We start from the raw sequence: 23,897 nt of genomic DNA, 5'->3' as shown, positions 1-23,897 counted from the left end.
CGTTCGAGGCCGGACGAACCTACGACGACTCGGCCGCCTTCTTGTAGCCTGCGATCGCCGGGTAGGCGAAGACCACCACCATCCCAACTGTCCACGCCACCGTCTTCAGCAGCGGTTCGGCGACCGGACCACCGTAGGACAGGCCCTTCATCGCGTCGATCGCGCAGCTCATCGGCTGGTTGGCGACCACGTCCTGCAACCAGGTCGGGTACGCGAAGACCGGGACGAATCCGGAGTTGAAGAACATCAGCAGCGTATTGAGGATGCCGATCAGGCTGACCAGCATCACGCCCTCGGTGATGGTCGCCAACGCCGTCACCATGACGGCGAAGCCGAGACCGAACAGCACCGGGATGCAGATCAGCGCGATGTTCGCCAGCGGGTCCTCCATGAAAAGGAACCCGAGCGGCACCGCGACCAGCAGCACGATGACCGTGGTGGTCAGGATGCGCAGCGCTTCGGCCAGCAGCCGGCCGGTGAGCAGCGACGCCCGGTTCAGCGGCATCGTGTAGAAGCGGCTGAGCAGTCCGCTGGCCTTGTCGCGTTTGAAGCCGAGCGCACTGACCACCGCGCCGGTCATCGCGGCGATCAGGGTGAGCAGCGCGGCCTGGCCGTAGATGCTCGGCATGCCGGTGGCATCGGTGATCGAGTCACCGAGCACGACCTGGAACATCAGCAGGGTCACCGCGGGATACACGATGGTCTGGATGGTGGTCGACGGGTCGCGCAGCCACACCATGAGCAGCCGTTTGCACTGGAGCAGGCTGTGGACGAACCACACCGACACCGAGGTCACCGGCTTGGCGTCGACCACGGGTAGCTCGGCCGCGGTCTTGGCCGCGGCCGTCGGCAGGTCGATCCGCTCGGTCGTATCCACTGTCGTCATGATCGCCTCACACTCGCCCACACCGCCAGTGGGAGGAAGAAAATGCTGACCCCGCCGAGCCACACCAGCGACACCCACACGCCGTCCCAGCTGGCGCCGCCTGCGGCCATATCGCTCAGTGTCTGGGAGAACTGCGAGATCGGCTGGTTGCGGGCGAACCCACGAATCCAGGACGGGAAACTCTGCTCCGGCACGAAGCCGGTGGAGAGCATGCCGAAGATCAGGATCGGCAGCGTGAGCGCCTGGCTCAACGCCTCCGGGTTCTTGGTGAGGCTGCCCAGCGCGTCGGCGCCGAAGGTGAGCACCAGCCCGACCAGCAGCGCGAAGCCACAGAACAGCATGGCCTGACCGAACCCGGCGTCGAAGCGGAAGCCGATCAGGTAGCCGTAGCCGATGGTCGCGACCAGCGAGACCACCGAGCGGACCAGCCCCGCGCTGATGCGCGACGCCAGCGGCACGATGGTGCCGATCGGCATCGTCTGCAGCCGGGTGCTCAAGCCGGTGAGCGCTTCGAACGCGGCCAGCTGGGCGTTCGACATCATCGTCATCGCCATCGTCTGCAGCACGACGATCGGCATCACGTACTGGGCGTAGTCGATGCCCTGGAACTTCATCACGTACCGCAGCGGCAGGTAGAAGCCCAGCGTCACCACCAGCGGGAAGATCACCGCGACGATCAGTTCGCCCTTGGTGACCATGGTCCACACGACGCGGCCGGTCAGCGCCCGCCACTGGGCGAAGCTGCTCGGGTGCGCCGCGGGGACCGTGGCGAACAGCTCGTCCGCCCGGAGGGTCGGCACGCTCACTGGTGCCCGCCCGAATGCCCGGTGATCGAGAGGAACACGTCGTCGAGCGACGGCCTGCGCAGCGCGATGTCGGCCAGGTCGATGCCCGCGTTGTCGAGCCTGCGCAGTGCCTCGGCCAGGGTGGCCGCGCCTTCGGGGGCCGGGATGGAGAGCTTGTCGGCGCCGTCGACCTCGGCGGCGACGGCGGCCGGGACCAGGTCACCGAGGGCCTGCACGGTCGCCCGGATCCGGCTGACGTCGAGCGGCACGATCTCGCAGAAGCTGCCGCCGGTGCGCGCCTTGAGCTCGTCGGCGGTGCCTTCGGCGATGACGGTGCCCTTGTCGATGACGATGATGTTGTCGCTGAGCACGTCGGCCTCTTCGAGGTATTGCGTGGTCAGCAGCACCGTGATGCCCTGGTTCTTGAGCGCGGTGACCAGGTCCCACACGCCCTGACGGCTACGCGGGTCCAGACCGGTGGTCGGCTCGTCGAGGAACACGACCTCGGGCCGCACGACCAGCCCGCAGGCGATGTCGACGCGGCGGCGCATACCACCGGAGTAGTTGCGCACGGCACGCTTGCCCGCACTGACCAGGTCGAACTCCTCGAGCAGGGTGTCTGCGCGTTTGCGGGCGGCCGATTTGGCCAGGCCCATCAGCCTGCCGAACAGCTCGAGGTTCTCCCGGCCGGAGAGGTTCTCGTCGAGGGCGGCGTACTGGCCGGTCATCATGATCGACCGGCGGACGGCCGCGCTGTCGGTGAGCACGTCGTGCCCGGCGACGACCGCGGTGCCGGAGTCGGGGCGCAGCAGCGTCGACAGGATCTTGACCGTGGTGGTCTTCCCGGCGCCGTTGGGTCCCAGGATGCCCAGCACGCTGGCCTTTTCGGCCTGGAAACTGATGCCCCGCAACGCGTGCACATCGCCGAAGGACTTGCGCACGTCGGACACCAGCACCGCGGGCTCACCACCGCGCGACGCGACGCCACCTGCGGGCGAATCCACTGAGATCGAACTCGGCATCAACTCTCCACCATCGGCCGGGTGCGGCGCCCATGCTCGGACGAGCGCACACGGAATTTGCTTCCCGGTAAGTGATCCATACCGTTCGGCGCGATGTTACCGGTCCGCAGGTTTCCCCGGTCCGGTCTGCGCGGACCCGGCCGGTGGCGTGGCTGCTGTGGTCTTGCTCACGGGGGCAGTGGAAGGGCAGTGCGATGACCTTGTCGGCTCGGCCCCCGCGCCCATACGCTGGCGTCGGGGAAACACTCGTCTCACCGGCCCGCGCGCGGGCGTGTTCGATCTCGTGAGAGGTGACAATGGGCGACTCAGCACCGGCAGGCGCCGCCGCGCCGACGGGGCGATCCGACGTGCTGACGTCGTTCGACCCGCGCACCGGCGAAAAGCTCGCGCAGTATCCGGTCCACGGGCAGGCCGAGGTCACCCGCGCGGTGCGCACGGCCCGCGCGACCCAGAACTGGTGGGGCGAACTGGGATTCGGTGCCCGCAAGCGCATACTGCTGGACTGGCGCAGCCATATCGCCAGGCGCACCTGCGAATTGGTGGAGGTGCTGCGCGACGAGACGGGCAAGCCGGAGGCCGACGCCACGCTGGAAGTGATGCTGGCGGTGGAGAATCTGGACTGGGCCGCCCGCAATGCCCAGAGCACGCTGGGCCGTAGACGATTGGCCACGGGCTGGTTCACCCGCAATCAGCATGCCTCGGTGGGCTATCTGCCGTTGGGTGTCGTCGGTGTGCTCGGCGCCTGGAACAACCCGATCTTCACGCCGATGAGTTCGATCGCCTACGCCATGGCCGCGGGTAACGCGGTGGTGTTCAACCCGCACGAGCTGACCACCGGCGTCGGCACCTGGCTGGCCGAGAGCTGGGCCGCGGTGGTGCCCGATCAGCCGGTGCTGCAAGCGGTCACCGGCGACGCGCGCACCGCGACCGCGCTGTGCAGGGCCAAGGTCGACAAGATCGCCTACGCCGGTCCGGAAGCGGGCGGGCGGGACGTGATCGCACTGTGCGCGCAGACACTGACGCCGGTCGTGGTGGAGCACAGCGGCAAGGGCAGCATGATCGTGCACGTCGACGCCGTTCTCGACGCGGCGGCCGAGGCCGCGGTCTTCGGCGCGATGGCCAACGCGGGCCAGAACGCCTCGGGCATCCAGCGCTGTTATGTCGCCGACTCGGTGTTCGACGACTTCCTCGCCAGGGTGGCCGACCGAGCCGCGAAACTGCGGCCTGGCGCCGACAATCGCGCCGCCTACGGCCCGATGATCAATGCCACCCAGGTCGACGTGGTGCGCAAGCAGGTCCGCGATGCCATCGCCCGCGGCGGGCACGCGGTCCTCGGCGGCCTCGATTCCTTCCGCGACCCCTACGTGGAGCCGATCGTGCTGGCGGAGGTGCCGGAGGAGAGCATCGCGATCACCGGCGAGGGCATCGGCCCGGTGCTGGTGGTGAACCGCGTCGCCGACCTCGCCGACGCGGTGACCAGGGTGAACGCGGCGGGCAACGGCATCGCGGTCACCGTGTTCACCCGCGATATCCCCAGCGCGGAGTTCATCGCCGAACAGCTGAGAGTCGGTGTGGTGACGGTGAATTCGTCGACCGCGTTCACCGGCATCCCGGCCCTGCCGTTCGGCGGCGTCGGCGAGTACGGGCAGGGCCACAGCCACGGCCGGCAGGGCTTGCGCGAATTCAGCCGCACGATGTCGATCGCCCGCAGGCGCTACCGTGCCCCGATCCGACTATCGACCTTCGACCGTCATCCCGGCCATCTGCACACGGCCAAAGCCATCTTCCGGCTCCGCCACGGCCGCTAGCGGTCGTTCAGTTCTGGTCGGGCCGCACCGCCGAGGAGGACGGCGCCGGTCAGTGCGCCGAGGCGGGCGAGTTGTTCGGGGCGGGAGTCGAAGCGCAGCAGCCTGCCGACGTCGATGATCTGGCCGATCGCGGCGTGCACGCGGAAGCGCGCTTCGATCGGTTCGTCGTCGAGCAGGTTGGCCCACTCGAGGATGTTCTGGCGCTGGATGGCGCGCAGCCGGTGCTGTTCGGCCTGCGGGAGATTGCTGAACTCCGCGTAGTAGACCGGCATGATCTCCGGGGTCGCGAAGGTGAGGCGGGCGTAGCGGTCGGCGATGCGGCCGGCGGCGTCGGCGCGGGTCTCGGCCTCGGCCAGCGCCTCACCGATCGCGACGGCCAGGCGGTCGCCGGTGCGGTGGAAGGCGGCGGCGAGCAGGTCGGCCTTGCTGTCGAAGTGCCGGTAGACGCTGGAGGCGTTGATGCCGACGGCGGCGCCGATCTCCTCGATGCCCGATTCGTGGTAGCCGTTGCGGCCGAAGATCCGGATCGCCTCGGTGAGCAGCTGTTCGCGTTTCGAAGTCACCGGCAGACCGCGGTTCTGTTTGTCCGGTTCGGCCTCGGCCGGTGCGGGCGGCAGCTCGGCGCGCACGATCGCCCAGGCCATATCGCGCTGCACGGCGAGCATGCGCGTGTGCGAGAGGGTGGTGCGGTGCGCGGCGATGCTGGCCAGCGCGCTCAGCGCGCCGACCGCGAGGAGGGTGACGTCGTCGGCACTCGCCGCCGGCCGCAGTTCGGCGATCGGCGCGGCGACCATCGCCTCGAGTTCCCGATAGAACGCGCGGATGCGCACCCGGTCCTCGCGCTCGAGATAGCGGCGTTCCCAGCGGTAGAGGCCCGCTTCGCGGCGGATGTCGATGTTGTGCTCGGCGACGGCGGTGAGCAGCGCGTCGAGCCTGGCCTCCGCGCTCAGCGCCGGGTCGTCGGCGGCTTTCGCGACGTCACGCAGCCCGCGCGCGCCTTCCTCGGCCGCGGCGACAAGCAGTGCGTACTTGTTGGCGAAGTGGCGGTACAGGGCGGGGCCGGAGATGCCGACCTCGGCCGCGATCTCGTCGACGCCGACCGGGTAGTAGCCGCGCGCGCTGAACGCACGGGCGGCGGCCCGCATGATCTGGATCTTGCGGTCCTTGGGCCTGCGGCGCACGACCCGCGCCGGTGCGGTGGTCGGCTCGCAGGCGCGTTCGGCCTCACTGCGATCGGCGACCATGCACTCACTTCCGTTCCGCGAACCAGGGCTGTAGACGGCTGTCGGCAGCGCCGGACCAGTCAACCTAAGTTAACCACAATTCGCAAACGTCGAGAGGCGGTCCGGCAAACGAAAACCGCCCCGGCGATACCGGGGCGGTTTCGTCGAACGCGAAGACCTTACAGGCCGAGGCCGCGAGCCAGGACCGGCCACGACAGCTTCAGCTCGTCCTGCCAGTAGCCCCACGAGTGGGTGCCGTTGGGACGGAAGTTGAAGGTCGCCGGGATGCCGAGCTCCTGGAGCCGGTTGGCCAGGTTGTGCGTGCAGAAGTTGGTGCCCGCCTCGATGACGCCACCGATGATGATCTGGTTGGCCAGGCCGTAGGGGCCGGGCAGAGCGTGCGGACCGTTGAGGGTGTCGTACGGGCCGGGCAGGCCGTTGCCGGTGGAGACGTAGAGATCGACACCACGCAAACCCTCGGCGTTGACGTACGGGTCGTTCTCGACCCACTCCTCCGAGCCCTGCGGACCCCACATGTTCATGGTGTCGCCGCCGCCCCAGGTCTCGACCGTGAGCTTCACGAACTCGGAGCCGACCGGGTCGGAAGTCTGCGCGCACCCGCTGTAGGCGGCGGCCGCCTTGTACAGGCCGGGCTTGGCGATCGGCAGCGCGAGCACGGTGGTGCCCGAGGTGGACAGGCCGGCGATGGCGTTCACGCCGTTGGTGCCCAGCGCGCCGTCGATCAGCGGGGGAAGTTCCTCGGTGAAGAAGGTCTTCCACTTGTTGCGGCCGACGACCGGGTCATCCTTGATCCAGTCGGTGTAGTAGCTCCAGGAGCCGCCGATCGGCTGGATGACGTTGACGTTCTTGTCGCCGAGGAACGCCAGCGCGTCGGTCTTGGCGACCCAGGACGCGGCATCCTCGCCGCCACCGGCACCGTTGAGCAGGTACAGGGTGGGGCGCGGGACGGAGGCGTCGGCCGGGCGTTGCACGTCGACGATGATGTTCTGGTCCATGGCCGCGGAGTACACGTGCAGCCGCAGGCTGCGGGAATCCTTGACCTCGGCCTTGACGATCTTGGAGCCGTCCTCGGAAACGGGGTTGGCGAGCAGGGTTTTGGAATCGATGATCGGATCAGCCGAGGCCGGGCTCGTGCCGAGGCCGGACATCAGTCCGGCGGCCACTGCGGTTGCCGCGATCATCGCCGCGGCGCGGGAGCCACGACGCCGGGAGTGCCGACGAATCAATTTCGCACCTTCGCTTCGTTTCGAATGGGTTGCACCACGCCAGAACCCTACGGGTTACCAGGCCGCTACAACAGTAGGAATCGTTACAACAGCGCGGTCATATCATGCCTCACCAGCCACACCGATCTCATCGGGCCCCTGCCTCCCGGTCACCCGCATCGAGCAGCTCCGCCAGGCGCGGTCCGATCTCGGCCAGCGCTTGCGGTGAGGTCATCTGATCATGCACCACCGCGACCGGCCGGTCGCGCACCTCGCCGTCGACATACGGCGACCAATTCCGTGCCGCCGTCTCGTGTCCGAGCGCGCTGAAGTACTCCAGCCTGCCCCGGAACACCGCGGGCCGGTGCTCGGCGATCAGCTCGGCCGAGCGCACGGCGCTGCGGTAGATCCGGCGCACCCGTTCCGGGGTGAGCACGGCCATGTTGGCCGGGATGATCGCGTGCAGCGCGGCAAGCCCGTCCTCGCTGAGGTCGCGCACGCCCGCGGCGGGCAGTGCCGCGCCGAGGTCGACGCCGAGTTCGGCGAGCGCGTCGCGGACCGCGGTATGGAAATCGGGGACGTCGATGTCGGGGTGCGAGTCGAGCATCGCCAGCAGCGAGACCCGCTCCCCCGCCGCCTGCAGTTCGGTGGCGACGGCGTGCGCGAGCACACCGCCCAGCGACCAGCCCATCAGCCGGTACGGACCGTGCGGCTGCTCGGCCCTGATCTCGGCGACGTAGCGGCGGGCCATCTCGGTGAGCGTGCCGGGCAGGTAGCCCGCCTCGCTCAGCGCGGGCGACTGCAGGCCGAAGATCGGCCGCCGCGCCGGAATGTACTGGGCCAGACCGGCATAGCACCAGGACAGGCCGTACATCGGGTGCACGCAGAACAGCGGGCCACCCGCTTCGGTGCCGTGCGGCACCCGGTTGCGGATGGGCAGCAGCACGCCGAGGGCGTCGTCGGATTCGAGGTCGTAGTCGCCGGTTCCGGACTGGGTGGCGTCGATGCGGTCGGCCAGCGCGGCGACCGTGGCGTCGGTGAAGAACCACTGCACCCGCACCTCGGCGCCGATCCTGGTCCGCAGCCTGCTGATCGCCCTGGTGGCGACCAGCGAGTTACCGCCGAGCTCGAAGAAGTCGTCGTCGAGGCCGACCTTGCCCGCGCCGAGAACTTCCGCGTACACCTCGGCGACCGCGCGCTGCAGCGGGGTCGTCGGCGGGCGGTAGGGCCGGGTGGTGACCGCGGGTAGCGGCAGCGCCTTGCGGTCGAGCTTGCCGCTCGCGTTGAGCGGCAACGACTTCAGCGTCACCAGGGCCGATGGCACCATGTACGACGGCAGCGCCGCGCGAGCATGGGCGAGCAGCGCCGTCTCGTCGAGGCCGTTACCGCTCTCGATCGAGTAGCCGGCGGCGGGGGCCGCCGTCTCGGGCTTGTCGTTCTCGGCGGGCACCACATAGCCGACGAGCCGGTCGCCAGTCGGTCCGTGCACGAGGGCGACGGCGGCGTGCCGGACATCCGGGTACTCGCGCAGCACGGCCTCGACCTCACCGAGCTCGATCCGTTGACCACGCAACTTCACCTGGAAATCGCTGCGCCCCAGGTACTCCAGCTCCTGCTCGGCGGTCCAGCGGACCACGTCGCCGGTGCGGTAGAGCCTGCCGCCACCGGGCTGGGCGACGAACCGCTCGGCGGTCAGCGCGGGCGCGCCGAGGTAGCCGCGCGCCAGCTGCACGCCTTCGAGGTACAGCTCGCCCGCGGTGCCGGGCGGCACCGGCCGCAGCTGCCGATCGAGCACATGCACGCGGGTGTTGGCGACGGGAGCGCCGATCGGAATGCTCACGGCGGCACCGGCTTCGGCCTGCGCGGCGGTGACGACGGTCGCCTCGGCCGGGCCGTACCAGTTGATCAGGTCGACGCCGGGCAATGCCTGCGCGAACCGCCGTGCGGTCGACGCCGACAGCGCCTCACCGGCGGCGAATACCCGTCGCAGCGCGGGGAACTCGGCCGCGCGGCCGTCGGCGAGGAAGGCGTCGAGCATGGACGGCACGAAATGCACCGTGGTGACGGCACGTTCGGCGAGCACCCGGGCCAGGTAGACCGGATCGCGGTGGCCGTCGGGTTCGGCGATCACCACGGTCGCGCCGGTCTGCAACGGCCACAACAGCTCCCAGGTGGAGATGTCGAAGGTGACCGGCGTCTTGTGCAGCACCACGTCGCTGGGGCCGTGCGGGTAGGCGCGCTGCGCCCAGCGGAACTGGGCGACCAGCTGGCGGTGGGTGAGCATGACGCCCTTGGGCGTACCGGTGGAGCCGGACGTGTGGATGACGTAGGCCAGGTTGTCCGGCCGCGGCGCGGCCATCGGCACCGGCGCGGCCGTACCCAGGTTGTCGATCTCGACGACGGGAACTGCCGCGGCGGTGTCGAATCCGGTACCGCCGGTGGTGAGCACGCAGACGGGAGCGGCCGCGGCCAGTACCCGCTCGGTGCGCTCGGCCGGATGATCCGGGTCGACCGGCACATAGGCGGCACCGGTGCGCAGCACCGCGTAGATCGCGGTCACCAGATCGATGCCGCGTCGCATCGCGACCGCGACCAGCGCCTCGGGGCCAGCGCCCTCGGCGCGCAGCGCGGCGGCGAGGGCCCGCACCCTGGCGTCGAATTCGCCGTAGGAAAGCGAGGTTTCGCCCTCGACGAGCGCGACGGCGTCGGGCGACTTCGTCACCTGCGCGTCGAACAGCGACAGCAGGGTCGACTCGTCGAGCAGCTCCGGCGCGTCGGTGGCGTTGACCGCGGACAGGGTCGCGCGTTCCTCCGCCAGCAGCACGTCGATCTCGGCGATCCGCGCGTGCGGCGTCCTGGTGAAGCGGGCGAGCAGCATCGAGAAGCGTTGCGCGAGTGCGGTCGCGGTGTCCTCGCCGAAGACGTCGCGCAGGTATTTCACCGAGACGCGCAGCTGTCCGTCGGCGACGACCTGCACGGTCAGCGGGTAGTGCGTGCCGTTGGTCGCGTCCATTCCGGTGACGGCCGCCGACCCGGTGGCGGCCTTGGCCAGGCCTTCCCGGTCGACCGGGAAGGATTCGAACACGACCAGCGAGTCGAACAGGGCCTCGATGCCCGCGATCTCCTGGATCTCGCCGAGCCCGAGGTAGTGGTGATCGAGCAGCGCGGCCTGATCGTCCTGCAGCCCGCGCAGCAGTTCGGCGACGGTGTCGCCGGGCCGCACCCGCACCCGCACCGGGATGGCGTTGAGGAACAGGCCGACCATGCGTTCCACGCCGTCGAGCGCGGCGGGCCTGCCGGAGACGGTCGCGCCGAACACGACGTCGTCGCGGTCGACAAGGCGCGCGATGAGCACGCCCCACGCGGCCTGGACCACGGTGTTCACCGTGACGCCGAGACCCGCGGCGAGTTCGCTCAGCGCGGCGGTGTCGGCCTGCGACAGCGCGAAGCCGGTTTCGCCTGTCCCCGTAGCGATCTCGCGACCCTGGTCGACCGGGGCCAGCGGGGTCGGCTCGGCGAGACCGGTGAGCGCGGCCCGCCAGGCCTGGCGCGCGGCCTCGGGGTCCTGCTCGACCAGCCAGGCCAGGTAGTCGCGGTAGGGCGCCGGTTTCGGCAGGCGCCGGGTGCGAGCGCCGACCGCGTAGGCGGTGAGCAGTTCCTGCAGCAGCAGCGGGGTCGACCAGCCGTCGATCAGGATGTGGTGGCTGGTGACCAGCAGGTGCGCGGTGTCCGGCGTGCGCACCAGGGTGAAGCGCAGCAGGGGCGCGACGGCCATGTCGAAGTGCGCGGCCACGTCGGCCGCTCTGATCCGCTGGTAGGACGCGGCGTCGGCGTCGATGACCTGCCACGGCACGTCGATGTCGTCGAGCACCACCTGCAGCGGGGTGCCCGCGGCGTCGGTGGCGAAGGCGACGCGCAGGTTGTCGTGCCGGTCGAGCACCGTCTGCGCGGCGCGGTGCAGTCGCTCGGCGTCGACGGCCGGGTCGAGGTCGAGGACGAACTGGGTGATGTAGGGGTCGACCGAGTTCTCCGCGAGCAGGGCGTGGAACAGCATGCCCGATTGCAGCGGCGTCACCGGCCACACGTCGCTGAGCAGCGGGTAGCGCCGGGCGAGCCGGCCGAGTTCGGTCTGGCCGAGGCGCACCAGCGGGAAGTCCGACGGGGTGAATCCGCCTGCGCCGGGGCGCAATCCGTGTTCAGCGAGGCCGCCGAGCGCGCGGATCCAGTGTTCGGCGAAGGTCTTGACCGCGTCGGCGGTGAGCACCGCGGTGGCGTAGTCGAAGCGGGCGACCATGCCGTCGTCGGTGGCGTCGACGGTCAGGGCCAGCGCCAGGTCGTCGGCGGTGACGTCGGTGTGCACCCTGGCCGGGCGTAGATCGCGGAAGCGCACCGCGAACCGGCCACGGTCGAGCGCGCGCACGCTGTCGGCGGCCTCGACGTCGAGGTAGCGCAGCAGGCCGAAGCCGGCACCGTGCGCGGGCACGGTCCGGCGCAGTTCCTTGATCTGGGCCAGCGCGATACCGGCGGCCGGTCCGCCGACGAGCGCGTCGGCGATGTCGACACCCTCCAGGCGCAGCGCCAGCGGGTAGTCGGTGGTGAACCCGCCGACGACGTTCTCCGCGTCGGGCCTGCCGAGCACGCGCTGGTCGGCGCGCAGCCGGACCACGGTGCCCATCGCCCGCGCGGCGGCGGAGTCGGCCGCGGTGGCCAGGGCGAGCGCGGCGGCGGTGAGCAGCACCTCGTCGATGGTGGCGCGGTAGGCCTCGGCGACCGTGCCGACAGCGGCGGTGCCCTCGCCGGTGATGCTCAGCGAGACCCGGTTGCGCTGGCCCAGATCCGCGGATTCGGCTGCCCTGGAACGGATCGCGCGATGCCAGTACTCGCGTTCGGTGCGGGCGCGGGCCGAGGACGGGTAGTCGGCGAGCCTGCGCACGAGATCGCCGAGCCCGGCATCGGGTGCGGCGGGTGCCGCGTGGCGGCCGCGGCTCCACGCGGTGGTCAGCTGGTCGACGACCGAACGCCACGACGCCTCGTCCAGGACGAGGGCGTTGGCGACCACGACCAGGGTGGAGCCGCGCTCGCCGTTGCCGGTGAGCACGAAGTGGATATTGCGGCCCTCGTCCGGATCGAGCGCGGCGGCGGCCGCGGCGACGATATCGTCGACCGGCAGCGAGGACTCACCGTCGGTGGCGTCGAGCTTGCGGAAGGCGTCGCCGGTTCGCTCCTCCTGCGACGGAATCACCACAACCGGTGTGGTGCCGGAGCGGTCGAGGACCGCCCACAGCATCGGATGCTGGTTCATCACGGCGTGGGCGACCTCGGCGACCGCCTCGTCGGAACAGTCAGCGGGCACGTCGAGCAGCACGGCCCGTGGTTCGACCGCGCTCTCCCCCGCCTCGACCAGCTGGGCCGCGGTGGCGGTCAGCGGCAGGGCGGCGGGCCGCGTGCCGGCGTCCAGCGTGACCTCGGCGCGCCCGGCGAGCGCACCGACGGTGCGCGCGTCGAACAGGTCACGCGGGCGCAGCACCACGCCCGCCGCCGCGGCCCGGGAGACCACCTGGATGGCGGTGATGCTGTCGCCGCCGAGGGCGAAGAAGTCGTCGTCGAGGCCGACCCGGTCGTGGCCGAGTACCTCGCCGATCACCCGGGCGACGACGCGTTCGGCCGCCGTGCGCGGCGGCCGGTGCTCGCTGCGCACGGTGACCGGGTCCGGCAGTGCGCGCCGGTCCAGTTTGCCCGCGGGGGTCAGCGGGAGTTCGTCGAGGACGACGATCGTGGCGGGCACCATGTAGTCGGGCAGTACCCGCGCGGCCAGGGCGGTGAGTTCGGCGGGGTCGAGCCGCTCCCCCGGTTCGGCGAGGACGTAGGACACCAGCATGGTCGCGCCCGCGCCGTTGTCGCGGCCGAGGGTGGTGACCCAGGAGACGCCGGGAGCCGCTGCCAGGACGGCGTCGATCTCGCCGAGTTCGATCCGCAGGCCACGGATCTTCACCTGGAAGTCGTTGCGGCCCACGAACTCCAGGACGTCGCCGTGGCGGCGGACGAGGTCGCCGGTGCGGTAGAGGCGGGAGCCTTCGGGTCCATACGGGTCGGCGACGAAGCGTGTTGCGGTCAAGCTGAAGCGGCGGTGGTAGCCGCGGGCCAGCTGGATGCCGCCCAGGTACAGCTCACCGGTGACGCCCTCGGGGACCGGGCGCAGGCGCTCGTCGAGGACCAGCGCGCGGATGCCGCGGATCGGACCGCCCATATGCACCGCCGCGCCCGGCTCGAGCGGGTCGCTGATGCAGGTCATGATGGTGGTCTCGGTGGGACCGTAGCCGTTGTGGAACTTGCGCTGCGGCAAAGTGTTCCAGCGTGCGACGAGATCATCCGGCACGTGCTCGCCGCCGACTACCAGCGCGCGCAGGCCGGGCACACCGGCAGGGTCGAGCGTGGCGACGACCGCGGGCGTGAGGAAGGTGTGCGTCACGTTTTCGGACCGGATGAGCTCGGCGAGCTCGGTACCGCCGACCGAGCCCGCTGGTGCCACCACGAGCGTGCCTGCGCCGCCGAGCGCGAGCAGCAGCTCGAGCATGGACGCGTCGAACGACGGCGAGGCGAAAGCCAGTGCGCGCGTGTCGGAATCGAGGCCGTAGCGCTCCTTCTGCTCGGCGCAGAAGTTGGCGAGCCCGGCATGGGTGACGACGACGCCCTTGGGCAGACCGGTCGAGCCGGAGGTGTAGATCATGTACGCGCCGTTGCCGGTTCGCGGCTGGGATCGCAGCTCGATCTCGCGCAGGCCGACCGAGGCGTAGCCCGCGACCTCGCCCATGAATTTCCGATCGTCGAGCGCGACCCAGCCGCCGTCGCCGGGCAGGGTGGGCAGCCCGGTGAGCTCGGCGGTGAGCGTGATGCCGAAGACCGCGTCGGCGTCGGCGACCATGTGACTGATCCGCTCGGCCGGGTACCCGGGATCGATCGGCACGATCATCGCGCCGGTGCGGGCGATCGACCAGACGGCGAGCACCGATTCGACCGACCGCCGGATCGCCACGGCGACAGCGACGTCCGGTCCCGCGCCGCGGGCGATGAGTCCGCGGGCCAGCTGGTTGGCCGCCGCGTCGAGCTGGGTGTAGGTGAAGCCGCGGCCGTCACCGCGCACGGCGACACCCGTCGGGTTGGCGCGCACGGCGGCATCCATCAGCTGCGACAGCGTGCGTTCGGGTTCGGCGGGCCTGCCCGCGAAGGTGGTCTGCGCGGTGAACTCGGCGTCGTCGAGGAGGTCGACGTCACCCACCGCGATCTCCGGATCGGCGACCAGCTCGGCGAGCACGCGGGTGAACCGCGCACCGAAGGCCCGCACCGTCGACTCGTCGAACAGGTCTGTGGCGTAGGTGAATTCGGCGTGCATGCCGCCGTGGTCGGGCCGTTCGCGCACGGTGAGCAGCAGGTCGAACTTGGCCTCGGAGGTGCGGGCGTCCAGCGCGCTCACCCCGATGCCGGGCAGTTCGAACGCGACCGGGGCGAGGTTCTCGAACGACAGCGCCACCTGGAACAGCGGATGCCTGCCCGCCGATCTGGCCGGCTGCACCGCCTCGACGACCCGCTCGAACGGGATGTCGGCGTGCGCGAAGGCCCGCAGGTCGGTGTCGCGGGTCTGCCGCAGCAGCGCGGTGAACGGCTCGGCCTCGGCGATCCGGCTGCGCAGCACCAGGGTGTTGACGAACATGCCGACGAGATCGTCGAGCTCACGGGCACCGCGGCCCGCGATCGGGGTGCCGATCGCGACGTCGTCGGTGCCGCTGGTGCGGGCCAGCAGCACCGCGAGCGCGGCCTGCACGACCATGAACACGGTGACACCCTCGGCGCGGGCCAGCCCGGCCAGGTCCGCGTGCAGCGTCGCGTCGATCTCGACGGTGCTGACGGCGCCCGCGAAGGACTGCACGGGCGGGCGCGGCCGGTCGGCGGGCAGCGCGATCTCCTCGGGCACGCCCGCGAGTTCCCCGGTCCAGTAGGCCAGCTGCGCGGCGGCCGTCGAGCCGGGATCGGCTTCGTCGCCGAGCGATTCCCGTTGCCACACCGCGTAATCCGCGTACTGGAGCGGCAGCGGCGACCAAGCGGGCGTCGCGCCCTCGGTGCGCGCGGTGTAGGCCAGCACCAGGTCACGGGTGAGCGGACCCATCGAGAAGCCGTCGGCGGCGATGTGATGCGCGACGAACACCAGCACGTGGTCGTCGGCGCCGAGGCGCAGCAGCCGCAGTCGCACCGGTGGCGCGGTGGTGACGTCGAATCCGGTGGCGACCGTGCGGCGCACCTCGTCGGCGACCTCGTCAGCGGTGACCGGCACTGGCGTCAGGTCGATGCGCACCGCACCGGGCGCGAGGATCTCCTGCACCGGATCGGATCCGGAACCACCGCCGTCGAGCACCGGGTAGCGGGTGCGCAGGACCTCGTGCCGGGCGAACAGGTCGCCGACGGCGACGCCGAGGGCGGCCAGGTCGAGGGCGCCGGTGAGGCGGATCGCGGCGGGGATGTTGTAGACCGTGGCGTCGGGGTCGAGCTGGTTGAGCAGCCACATCCGCTGCTGTGCCAGTGACAGCGGCAGTCGTTCCGGGCGCGGTCCGGCGACCAGCGGCAGCGCGGCGAGTTCGTCGGACCGGTGCACGCGCAGGGCGAGGTCGGTGACCGTCGGTGCCTCGAACAGCAGGCGAACGCCGACTGCCCGATCCAGTGCGGCGCCGATGCGGGCGGCGGCCCTGGTGGCGAGCAGGGAGTTGCCGCCGAGCGCGAAGAAGTCGTCGTCGGCGCCGACCGCGTCGACACCGAGAATCTCGGCGTAGACCCCGGCGACGAGCTGTTCGGTCGGTGTCGCGGGCGCACGGAACGCGGCGGCCTCGAAGACCGGCGCGGGCAGCGCGGCCCGGTCCAGCTTGCCGTTGACCGTGCGCGGCAGTTCGTCGAGCACGACGAACGCATCCGGCACCAGGTAGGCGGGCAACTTGTCACGCAGCGCGGACTTCACCTGCGCCGCATCGGGTTCCGTGCCGATGATGTAGGCGACCAGTCGATCCCCGAAGTGCGGATCGGCGTGGACCAGCACCGCGGCTTGCGTGATCTCGGGCAGACCGAGCAGGGCCGCTTCGACCTCGCCCGGCTCGACCCGGAAACCACGGATCTTCACCTGGAAATCGGTGCGGCCCAAATAGTTCAGGGTGCCGTCCCCGTTGCGGGCGACCAGGTCGCCGGTGCGGTACATGCGGGCGCCCGGCTCGAACGGGTCCGCGACGAAGCGTTCGGCGGTGAGTGCGGCCTTGCGCAGGTAGCCGCGGGCCAGCTGCACGCCCGCGAGATACAGCTCGCCCCTGACGCCAGGGGCGACCGGGCGCAGGCGCTCGTCGAGGACGTAGACGCGGCAGTTCCATTCGGGCGTGCCGATGGGCACGGTCAGCGCATCGGCCGTGGTCACCCGGTGGTCGGTGATCGAGACGGCGGCCTCGGTGGGGCCGTACAGGTTGTCGATCCTGGTATCGGACAGCGCGGTCAGCAGGCGCTGCGCGAGCGGGGCGGGCAGTGCCTCGCCGATGGCGAGAATGCGCCTCAGCGGCTGCTCGACGGTGTGCGTCGCCGACTGGTGGCCTGCCTCCCAGTAGCCGGACAGCGCGTCCAGCAGCGAGGGGACCGCGGTCAATGTGGTGACCCCGGCGTCGGTGATGAGCGCGTCCAGGTAGGCGGGGTCGCGGTGTCCGTCGGGGGCGGCGATCACCAGGCGGCCGCCGCAGACCGCGGCGGACCAGAATTCCCACACCGACAGGTCGAAGGTGGCGGGGGTCTTCAGCAGGAAGGCATCGGTGGCGTCGGTGCCGAATTCGCCGCGCAGCCAGTGCAACTGGTTGACCACGGCGGCGTGCGGCACGGCGACACCCTTGGGGCGGCCGGTGGAGCCGGAGGTGAAGATGACGTAGGCCGTGTTCTCCGGGCGCAGCGGCGCGCGGCGGTCGGCGTCGGTGACCGGCGACGGGTCGACGGACCGGAGCACCGGATGATCGACCCGGACCACCGGTGCGGCATCGGTGCGGAAACCGTTGCTGAGCACGCAGATCGGCGCGGCCGTGCCGAGGATGTAGTCGGTGCGATCGGCGGGCTGGTCCGGATCGATCGGCACGTACGCGCCGCCGGATCGGGTCACCGCGTACATGGCGACGACGAGGTCGATCGAGCGCGGCAGAGCGAGCGCGACGAGGGACTCCGGGCCGACGCCCAGCGAGATCAGGTGGCGGGCGAGGCGGTTCACCCGCGCCTCGAACTCGGCATAGGTGAGTTCGAGGCGCCCCTCGGGCAGGTCGGCGACCAGCGCGACGGCCTCGGGGCGGGCCAGCGACGGCAGGTCGGCCAGTGTGCCGACGGGAACAGCGAGATCGGCGGCGCCGGTGATGATCTCGGCGGCACGTTCGGCGGCGGTACGCAGGTCGACATCGCCGACGACCACGCCGGGCTCGCGCACCACCACGTCGAGCAGCAGCGTGAGCCGATCGGCGAACGCCGTCACGGTGGCCGCGTCGAACAGATCGGTGGCGTAGGTGAAGAAGCCCTCGATACCGGTCGGCGCACCGTCGGCGTCGTAGCCGTCGCCCACGATCAGATGCAGATCGAACTGCGAGACAGCCAGTTCCGCCGACACCGGCGCGATCCGCAGGCCGGGCAGTTCCAGCGCGGCACGATCCACGTTCTGGAAGGACAGGCCCACCTGGAACAGCGGATGCCGAGCCGTGGAGCGCGGCGGATCGAGCACCTCGACGAGCCGCTCGAACGGGACGTCGGCGGCGGCGAAGGCGGCCAGGTCGCTCGCGCGCTGGGCGGCGAGGAGATCGGTGAAGGCGGCATTGCCGTCATAGCGGGTACGCAGCACGACGGTATTGACGAACATGCCGATCAGGTCGTCGAGTTCGCGTTCACCACGCCCGGCGACCGGGGTGCCGACAGCCACATCGGCGGCCGAGGCCAACCGGGCCAGCAGCACGGCGAAGGCGGTGTGCAGCACCATGAATACGGTGGCGCCACTGTCCTGCGCGATCCGGGCGAGCCCGGCGTGGGTGGCCGCGTCGACCCGCACGGGTACCCGGCCGCCGGCCAGCGAGGCCACGGCGGGACGGGGGCGATCGGCGGGCAGCTCCACAAGATCCGGCAGGCCGGACAATTCGTCGCGCCAGAACGAGATCTGCTTGGCGGCAGCGGAATCGGTGTCGGTGTCGTCGCCGAGTCTGTCGAGCTGCCACAGCGCGTAGTCGGCGTACTGCACCGGCAGGGTGGCCCAGCCGGGCGCATGGCCCGCGGTCCGAGCCAGGTATGCGGTGGTCACATCGCGCACCAGCGGCACCATCGACGACGCGTCCGCGGCGATGTGGTGCACCACGACAGCGAGCACGTATTCGGTGGGCGCGTCGGGCTCGGCGCCGGTGAGATCGAACAGCCGAACCCGGAGCGGGACCTCGGTGGTCACATCGAACGCGGTCGCCGCGAGCGCGGTGATCTGCTCGACGAGATCAGCCGCGACGCGGTGGACAGACACGTCCAAGTCGACCTGCTCGACCGGGAGCACCTGCTGGATCGGACCGTCACCGGTGTCGGGGTAGATCGTGCGCAGCACTTCGTGCCTGGCCAGCACGTCGCGCAGGGCGGCGGCGAGGGCGGCCACGTCCAGGCTGCCGGTCAGGCGCAGCGCGAACGGGAGGTTGTAGGCGGCGGCGCCGTCACCACCGGAGCCCTGGTCGAAGCGGTTGAGGAACCACATGCGCCGCTGAGCGGGCGAGAGCGGCAGCTCGGCAGGACGGTCCAGCGTGCCGAGCCCACTGGTGGATTCCACACCCGCGTCGGGGTCGAGCGCGGCGGCGAGGCCCGCGACGGTCGGGGTCTCGAACAGGGTGCGCACGGCGACCCGGCCGCCGGTGGCCGCGCCGAGGCGGGCGACCAGCTTGGTGGCGATCAGCGAGTTGCCGCCGAGGGCGAAGAAGTCGTCGTCGGCGCCGATATCGGTGCGGCCGAGCACTTCTCCGAACAGTGCCGCGACCAAGCGCTCCTGCTCGGTGCTCGGAGCACGGAAGGCACGCGCGGTGAAGTGTGGTGCGGGTAGCGCCTTGCGATCAAGCTTGCCGCTGGCATTGAGCGGCAACGCGTCGAGCACGGTGACGGCGGCCGGAACCATATAGACGGGCAGGGTTTTCGAGGCGAAAGCCTGGAGCCGGTCCGGCTCCGCCGCGTGACCGGGTCCCGGCACGACATAGGCGACGAGCTGGTCACCGAGTTCGGTCGAGGCGACCAAAGCCACTGCCTGGCTAACGGATTCGTGGGCGAGCAGCGCGGTCTCGATCTCACCGAGCTCGATCCGCTGACCACGGAACTTCACCTGGAAGTCGATGCGGCCCAGGTAATCCAGGCGATGCGGCGCGGTCGTGGTGGGACGGCGCCACACCACGAGATCGCCGGTCCGGTACATGCGCTTGCCCGCGTCGAACGGGTCGGCGACGAAGCGGTCCGCGGTCAGACCCGGCCGCGCGACATAGCCACGGGCGAGCTGGTCACCCGCGAGATAGAGCTCACCCGCGATACCGGGCGGCACGGGTCGCAGCCGCGAATCCAGCACGTAGACACGGGTATTCCACTGCGGTAGACCGATCGGCACCGTGCGCTCGCCCGCGCGGGCAGGCCAGTAGGTCACCGACACAGCAGCCTCGGTGGGCCCGTACAGGTTGTGCAGCCGAGCCGAGCTGACCGCGGCCATGGCGTCGACGGTCTCCGGCGGCAGCGCCTCGCCGATGACGAACACCTCGCGCAACGACGGCATCGAGCCCGGCACCACGTCGCGATCGGCGGGCGCGGATGCGGAGCGTGACCGCTCATCGCCGTCGAGAGCCGCACCGTTCGACGCCGCTTGCGCCGCGAACACCGTGAGCATCGACGGCACGAAATCGGTGACGGTCACCTTGTGCCGATCGATCAGGTCGATCAGATACGCCGGATCACGATGCCCGTCCGGGGTGGCGAGCACCAGCGTCGCGCCGACCCGCAACGGCATGAAATAGCCCCACAGCGACACATCGAAGGTCGTCGCGGTCTTCTGCAGATACACATCACCCAGGGCCAGCGGGTATTTCGCCAGCATCCACACCAGCTGGTTGTGGATGGCCGCGTGCGAGATCGCGACGCCCTTGGGCTTGCCGGTGGAACCGGAGGTGAAGATGACGTAGGCAGGGTGATCGGCGCGCAGCGGCGCGCGCAGCTCCGCCGGACGCACCGGGTCGACAGGCACACCCCGGGTGTCGAGCTCGTCGAGCAGCAGCAGTTCGGTCCCCGCGGGCACCGCCATCACCTCGGCGCTCACGACCGCGGCCGGGCGGGCGGTGTCGAGAATGTAGGCGATGCGCTCGGCCGGATGATCCGGGTCGAGCGGCACGTACGCGCCACCCGCGGAGAGCACCGCGTACATGGCGACGACGAGTTCCGGCGATCGCCGGATCGCCAGGCCGACAAGCCCTTCCGGGCCGACGCCGGCCTGGATCAGCAGCCGGGCCAGTGCATTGACGCGCTCGTCGAACTGCCGATAGGTCAGTTCGGCGCCCTCGTACACCAGCGCGGTGGCGTCCGGATGTGCCTGGACCGCACGGCGATACGCGTCCAGCATCAGCTCCGGCGCCACGGGGTGTCCGGTCCCGTTCCAAGCGACCAGAGTCTGTTCACGCTCGGCCGGGGTGAGCAGGTCGATGTCGGCGATCGCCACATCGGCGTCGGCGGCGACCGCGTCGAGCAGGTGGGTGAAGCGACCGGCCAGCGTCTCGATCGACTCGGCGTCGAACAGATCGGTGGCGTAGTTGAAGGACGCGGCCATCGGCTCAGTCGGGTCGCTGCCGGGCACGATGGTCAGCTGGAGGTCGAAACGCGCTACCACGCCGTCGAATTCGACGGGTGCCGCATCGAGGCCGGGCAGCCGCAGGTTCGGCAGATCCAGGTTCTGGAAGAACAGCGCGACCTGGAACAGCGGGTGGTGGGCCTGCGAACGAACCGGATCCAGGAGTTCGACCAGACGCTCGAACGGCAGGTCGGCATTGCCGAAGGCGGCCAGGTCGGCGCGCTTGGTCTCGCGCAGCAGCTCGGCGAAGCTCGCCCGCTGGTCGATGCGCGAGCGCAGCACCAGGGTGTTGACGAACATGCCGATCAGGTCGTCGAGTTCACGCGCGCCGCGCCCGGCGACGGGGGTGCCGATGGCGATGTCGTCGGCGTGCGCGAGCCTGCCGAGCAGCACCGCGAAGGCGGCGTGCACGACCATGAACTCCGAAGCGCCGCTGCGCTGGGCCAGCGCGGCGACCGCGGCGTGCACCGACGCCGGGATCTGGAAGCCGAATTCGGCGCCGCGGCCGGTGAATACCGGCGGGCGCGGGCGATCGGTGGGCAGGTCGAGGCGATCGGGCAGCCCGGCCAGCGCCTCGCGCCAGTGCGCGATCTGCGCGGTGGCGAGCGAATTCGGGTCCTCTTCGCTGCCGAGCAGTTCCCGGTGCCACAGCGTGTAGTCGGTGTACTGCACCGGCAGCGGCTGCCAGCTCGGCCGCGACCGGTTACGGCGCGCGAGGTAGGCGCCGAGCAGGTCACGCAGCAGCGGCGCGACAGAGGCGCCGTCGGCGGTGATGTGGTGCAGCGCCACCGCGAGCACGTGGTCACGCGGGCCGAGTTCGGCCAGCGCCACCCGCAGCGGCACGCCGGCGGCGACGTCGAAGCCGGTGGCGGCGAATTCGCCCAGCCACAGCGGCAATTCGTCCTCGGTGAGCGAGTCGACCAGCACATCGGGCACCGCGTCGGCGATCGGCAGCACCACCTGGTGGCCGACACCGTCGGCCACCTGGCCATCGGGCGCCCCGCCGTCGTAGACCGGGTAGTAGGTGCGCAGGGATTCGTGCCGGTGCACCAGGTCGGTCAGCGCGGCGTGCAGGGCCCGCGCGTCGAACGGACCGGCCAGCCGCAGCGCGAACGGGATGGTCTCGGCGGTGGAGTTCGGATCGAACTGGTTGAGGAACCACATCCGCCGCTGCGCGGGCGAGAGCGGGATCAGCTCGGGCCGCTCGCGGCGCGTCAGCGGGGCGTGGCCGCCCGCACCCTTGAGCGGTTCGAGCAGCACTGCCAGGCCGGCGACCGTCGGGCTCTCGAAGACATGACCCGCGGGCACCCGCGCCGACAGCTCGGCACCGAGCCGGGCCGCGGCCTGGGTGGCCAGCAGCGAATTGCCGCCGAGGGCGAAGAAGTCGTCGTCGGCGCCGACCGGTCGCTCCGGCGCGAGCAACTCGGTGAAGATGTAGGCGACCAGTTCCTCCATCGCCCCCGATGGCGCGCGGAACTCCTTGGCGCGCAAGACCGGTGCGGGCAGCGCGGCGCGGTCGAGCTTGCCGACGGGTGTCAGCGGGATGGTGTCGAGCACGGTCAGCGCGGTCGGCACCATGTGCGCGGGCAGACCTGCCTTGGCGTGTGCGAGCAGCTGGTCGAGGTCGATCGTCGCGCCCGGCATCGCGTGCACGTAGGCGGCGAGAATCGTTGTGCCGTTGTCGAGTTCGTGACCGACGGTCACGGCGAAGTCGACGCTGTCGTGCGCGGTGAGCACGGTGTCGATCTCGCCGAGCTCGATCCGGAAACCACGGACCTTCACCTGGAAGTCGTTGCGGCCGACGAACTCGACCGCGCCGTCGGGACGCCTGCGCACCAGGTCGCCCGTGCGGTACATGCGTCCACCGGCGGGATCGAACGGGTCGGTGACGAAACGGGATGCCGTCAGCGCCGGTCGCCCGTGATAGCCGCGGGCCAGCTCGTTGCCCGCGATGTACAGCTCGCCGATCATCCCGTCCGGCACCCGGACCAGGCGTTCGTCGAGCACGTATTCGGTGACCCCGCGCAGCGGCGGGCCGAAGTTCACGGCCGCGCCCGGCGCCAGCGCGGCGCTGATGTTGGTCATGATGGTGGTCTCGGTCGGCCCGTAGCCGTTGTGGAAATGCCGTGTTCCCGAGGGCAATTCGGTGGCCCAGCGGCGGACCATGGCGGGCGGGACGTCCTCGCCGCCGCTGGCGATCACGACCAGGTCGTCCAGCCCGGCCGGGTCCACCGAGGCGAGCGCGGCGGCGGTGATGAACATGTGCGTCACCGACTCGCGGCGCAGCACCTCGGCGAGCTCGGGCCCGCCGAAGATCCCGGCGGGCGCGATCACCATGGTCGCCGCGGCGCCGACCGCCATCAGCAGTTCGAGCACGGCGCCGTCGAATGAGGGCGAGGCGAAGTGCAAGGTCCGCGAGGTGTGCTCGATGCCGTAGAGCGCGCGCTGTTCGGCGCAGAATCCGGCCAGGCCCGCGTGGGTCACCACGACGCCCTTGGGCAGGCCGGTGGAGCCCGAGGTGTAGGTGATGTAGGCCGGGTGGGTCAGCCGCAGCGGGCGCACCCGGTCGGCGAAGGTCACCGGGTCGCCGGGCTGCTCCTCGGCGGCGCGGCGCACGGCCGGATCGTCGAGGCACAGCCAGTCGACGGTGCCGGGCAGCCGATCCAGCGCGGCGCCGACCGCGAGACCGAGCACCGCGCCGGAATCGGCGAGCATGTGCGTGACGCGGGCAGGCGGATAGTTCGGGTCGACCGGCAGGAACGCGGCACCGGCCTTGGTGACCGCCCACATAGCCAGCACCGAGGCCGGCGAACGCGGGATGCCGATGGCGACGATGTCCTCGGGACCGACACCGCGCGCGATCAGCAGCCGGGCCAGCTGGTTGGCGCGTTCGTCGAGCTCGGCGTAGGTCCAGCGCACCGGTGCGGACACGCCGTCGTCCCAGGACAGCGCGAGGCCGCCCGGGTTGGATTCCACGGCGACGGACAGCAATTGCGGCAGCGACTTTCCGCGCTGCCGGGCCCGGGCGCCGGACGCCCTGCTGGCCCGGGTCACGCCCGTTCCCTCCG

Annotated in this window: 7 protein-coding genes; 1 reads left to right on the top strand and 6 read right to left on the bottom strand. The window is 70.9% G+C overall.

Going from position 1 to position 23,897, the window contains the following annotated elements:
- Nucleotides 1-19 precede the first annotated feature (19 nt).
- The 3 genes from ACWF9G_RS00360 to ACWF9G_RS00350 are packed head-to-tail and all read right to left on the bottom strand — an operon-like array spanning nt 20 to nt 2,693.
- The gene (locus tag ACWF9G_RS00360) at nt 20-886 is read right to left on the bottom strand and encodes an ABC transporter permease (protein WP_379308032.1); all 867 of its coding nucleotides are present in this window, start codon (nt 884-886) and stop codon (nt 20-22) included.
- Nucleotides 883-1,692: an ABC transporter permease gene (locus ACWF9G_RS00355; protein WP_452512529.1), complete on the bottom strand. Its 810-nt coding sequence runs from the start codon at nt 1,690-1,692 to the stop codon at nt 883-885. The genes ACWF9G_RS00360 and ACWF9G_RS00355 overlap by 4 nt, the downstream gene beginning before the upstream one ends.
- Complete coding sequence (locus ACWF9G_RS00350; RefSeq protein ID WP_379308030.1) at nt 1,689-2,693, bottom strand: ATP-binding cassette domain-containing protein; 1,005 nt, start codon at nt 2,691-2,693, stop codon at nt 1,689-1,691. Before ACWF9G_RS00350 ends, ACWF9G_RS00355 begins: the two co-directional genes overlap by 4 nt.
- A gap of 296 nt (nt 2,694-2,989) precedes the next feature.
- Between ACWF9G_RS00350 and ACWF9G_RS00345 the strand changes: the two genes are divergently transcribed.
- On the top strand, nt 2,990-4,501 hold the full coding sequence (locus ACWF9G_RS00345) for an aldehyde dehydrogenase family protein (RefSeq protein WP_452512528.1): 1,512 nt from the start codon (nt 2,990-2,992) through the stop codon (nt 4,499-4,501).
- On the opposite strand, the gene ACWF9G_RS00340 is transcribed toward ACWF9G_RS00345, so the two are convergent.
- The 3 genes from ACWF9G_RS00340 to ACWF9G_RS00330 all read right to left on the bottom strand — a co-directional run bounded on the left by ACWF9G_RS00340 (nt 4,498) and on the right by ACWF9G_RS00330 (nt 23,883).
- Complete coding sequence (locus ACWF9G_RS00340) at nt 4,498-5,745, bottom strand: TetR/AcrR family transcriptional regulator (RefSeq protein WP_452512527.1); 1,248 nt, start codon at nt 5,743-5,745, stop codon at nt 4,498-4,500. The genes ACWF9G_RS00345 and ACWF9G_RS00340 overlap by 4 nt on opposite strands.
- A 158-nt stretch (nt 5,746-5,903) precedes the next feature.
- A complete protein-coding gene (locus ACWF9G_RS00335; protein WP_379308039.1) occupies nt 5,904-6,926 on the bottom strand; it encodes an alpha/beta hydrolase in 1,023 nt (340 codons plus the stop codon).
- Nucleotides 6,927-7,098: 172 nt separating this feature from the next.
- A complete protein-coding gene (locus tag ACWF9G_RS00330) occupies nt 7,099-23,883 on the bottom strand; it encodes an amino acid adenylation domain-containing protein (RefSeq protein WP_452512525.1) in 16,785 nt (5,594 codons plus the stop codon).
- Between the last annotated feature and the right edge of the window lie 14 nt (nt 23,884-23,897).

Source organism: Nocardia sp. NPDC055029, from assembly GCF_053608525.1.
Note: the sequence above shows the minus strand (reverse complement) of the source record. Positions and strands in the feature narration are given on the sequence as shown.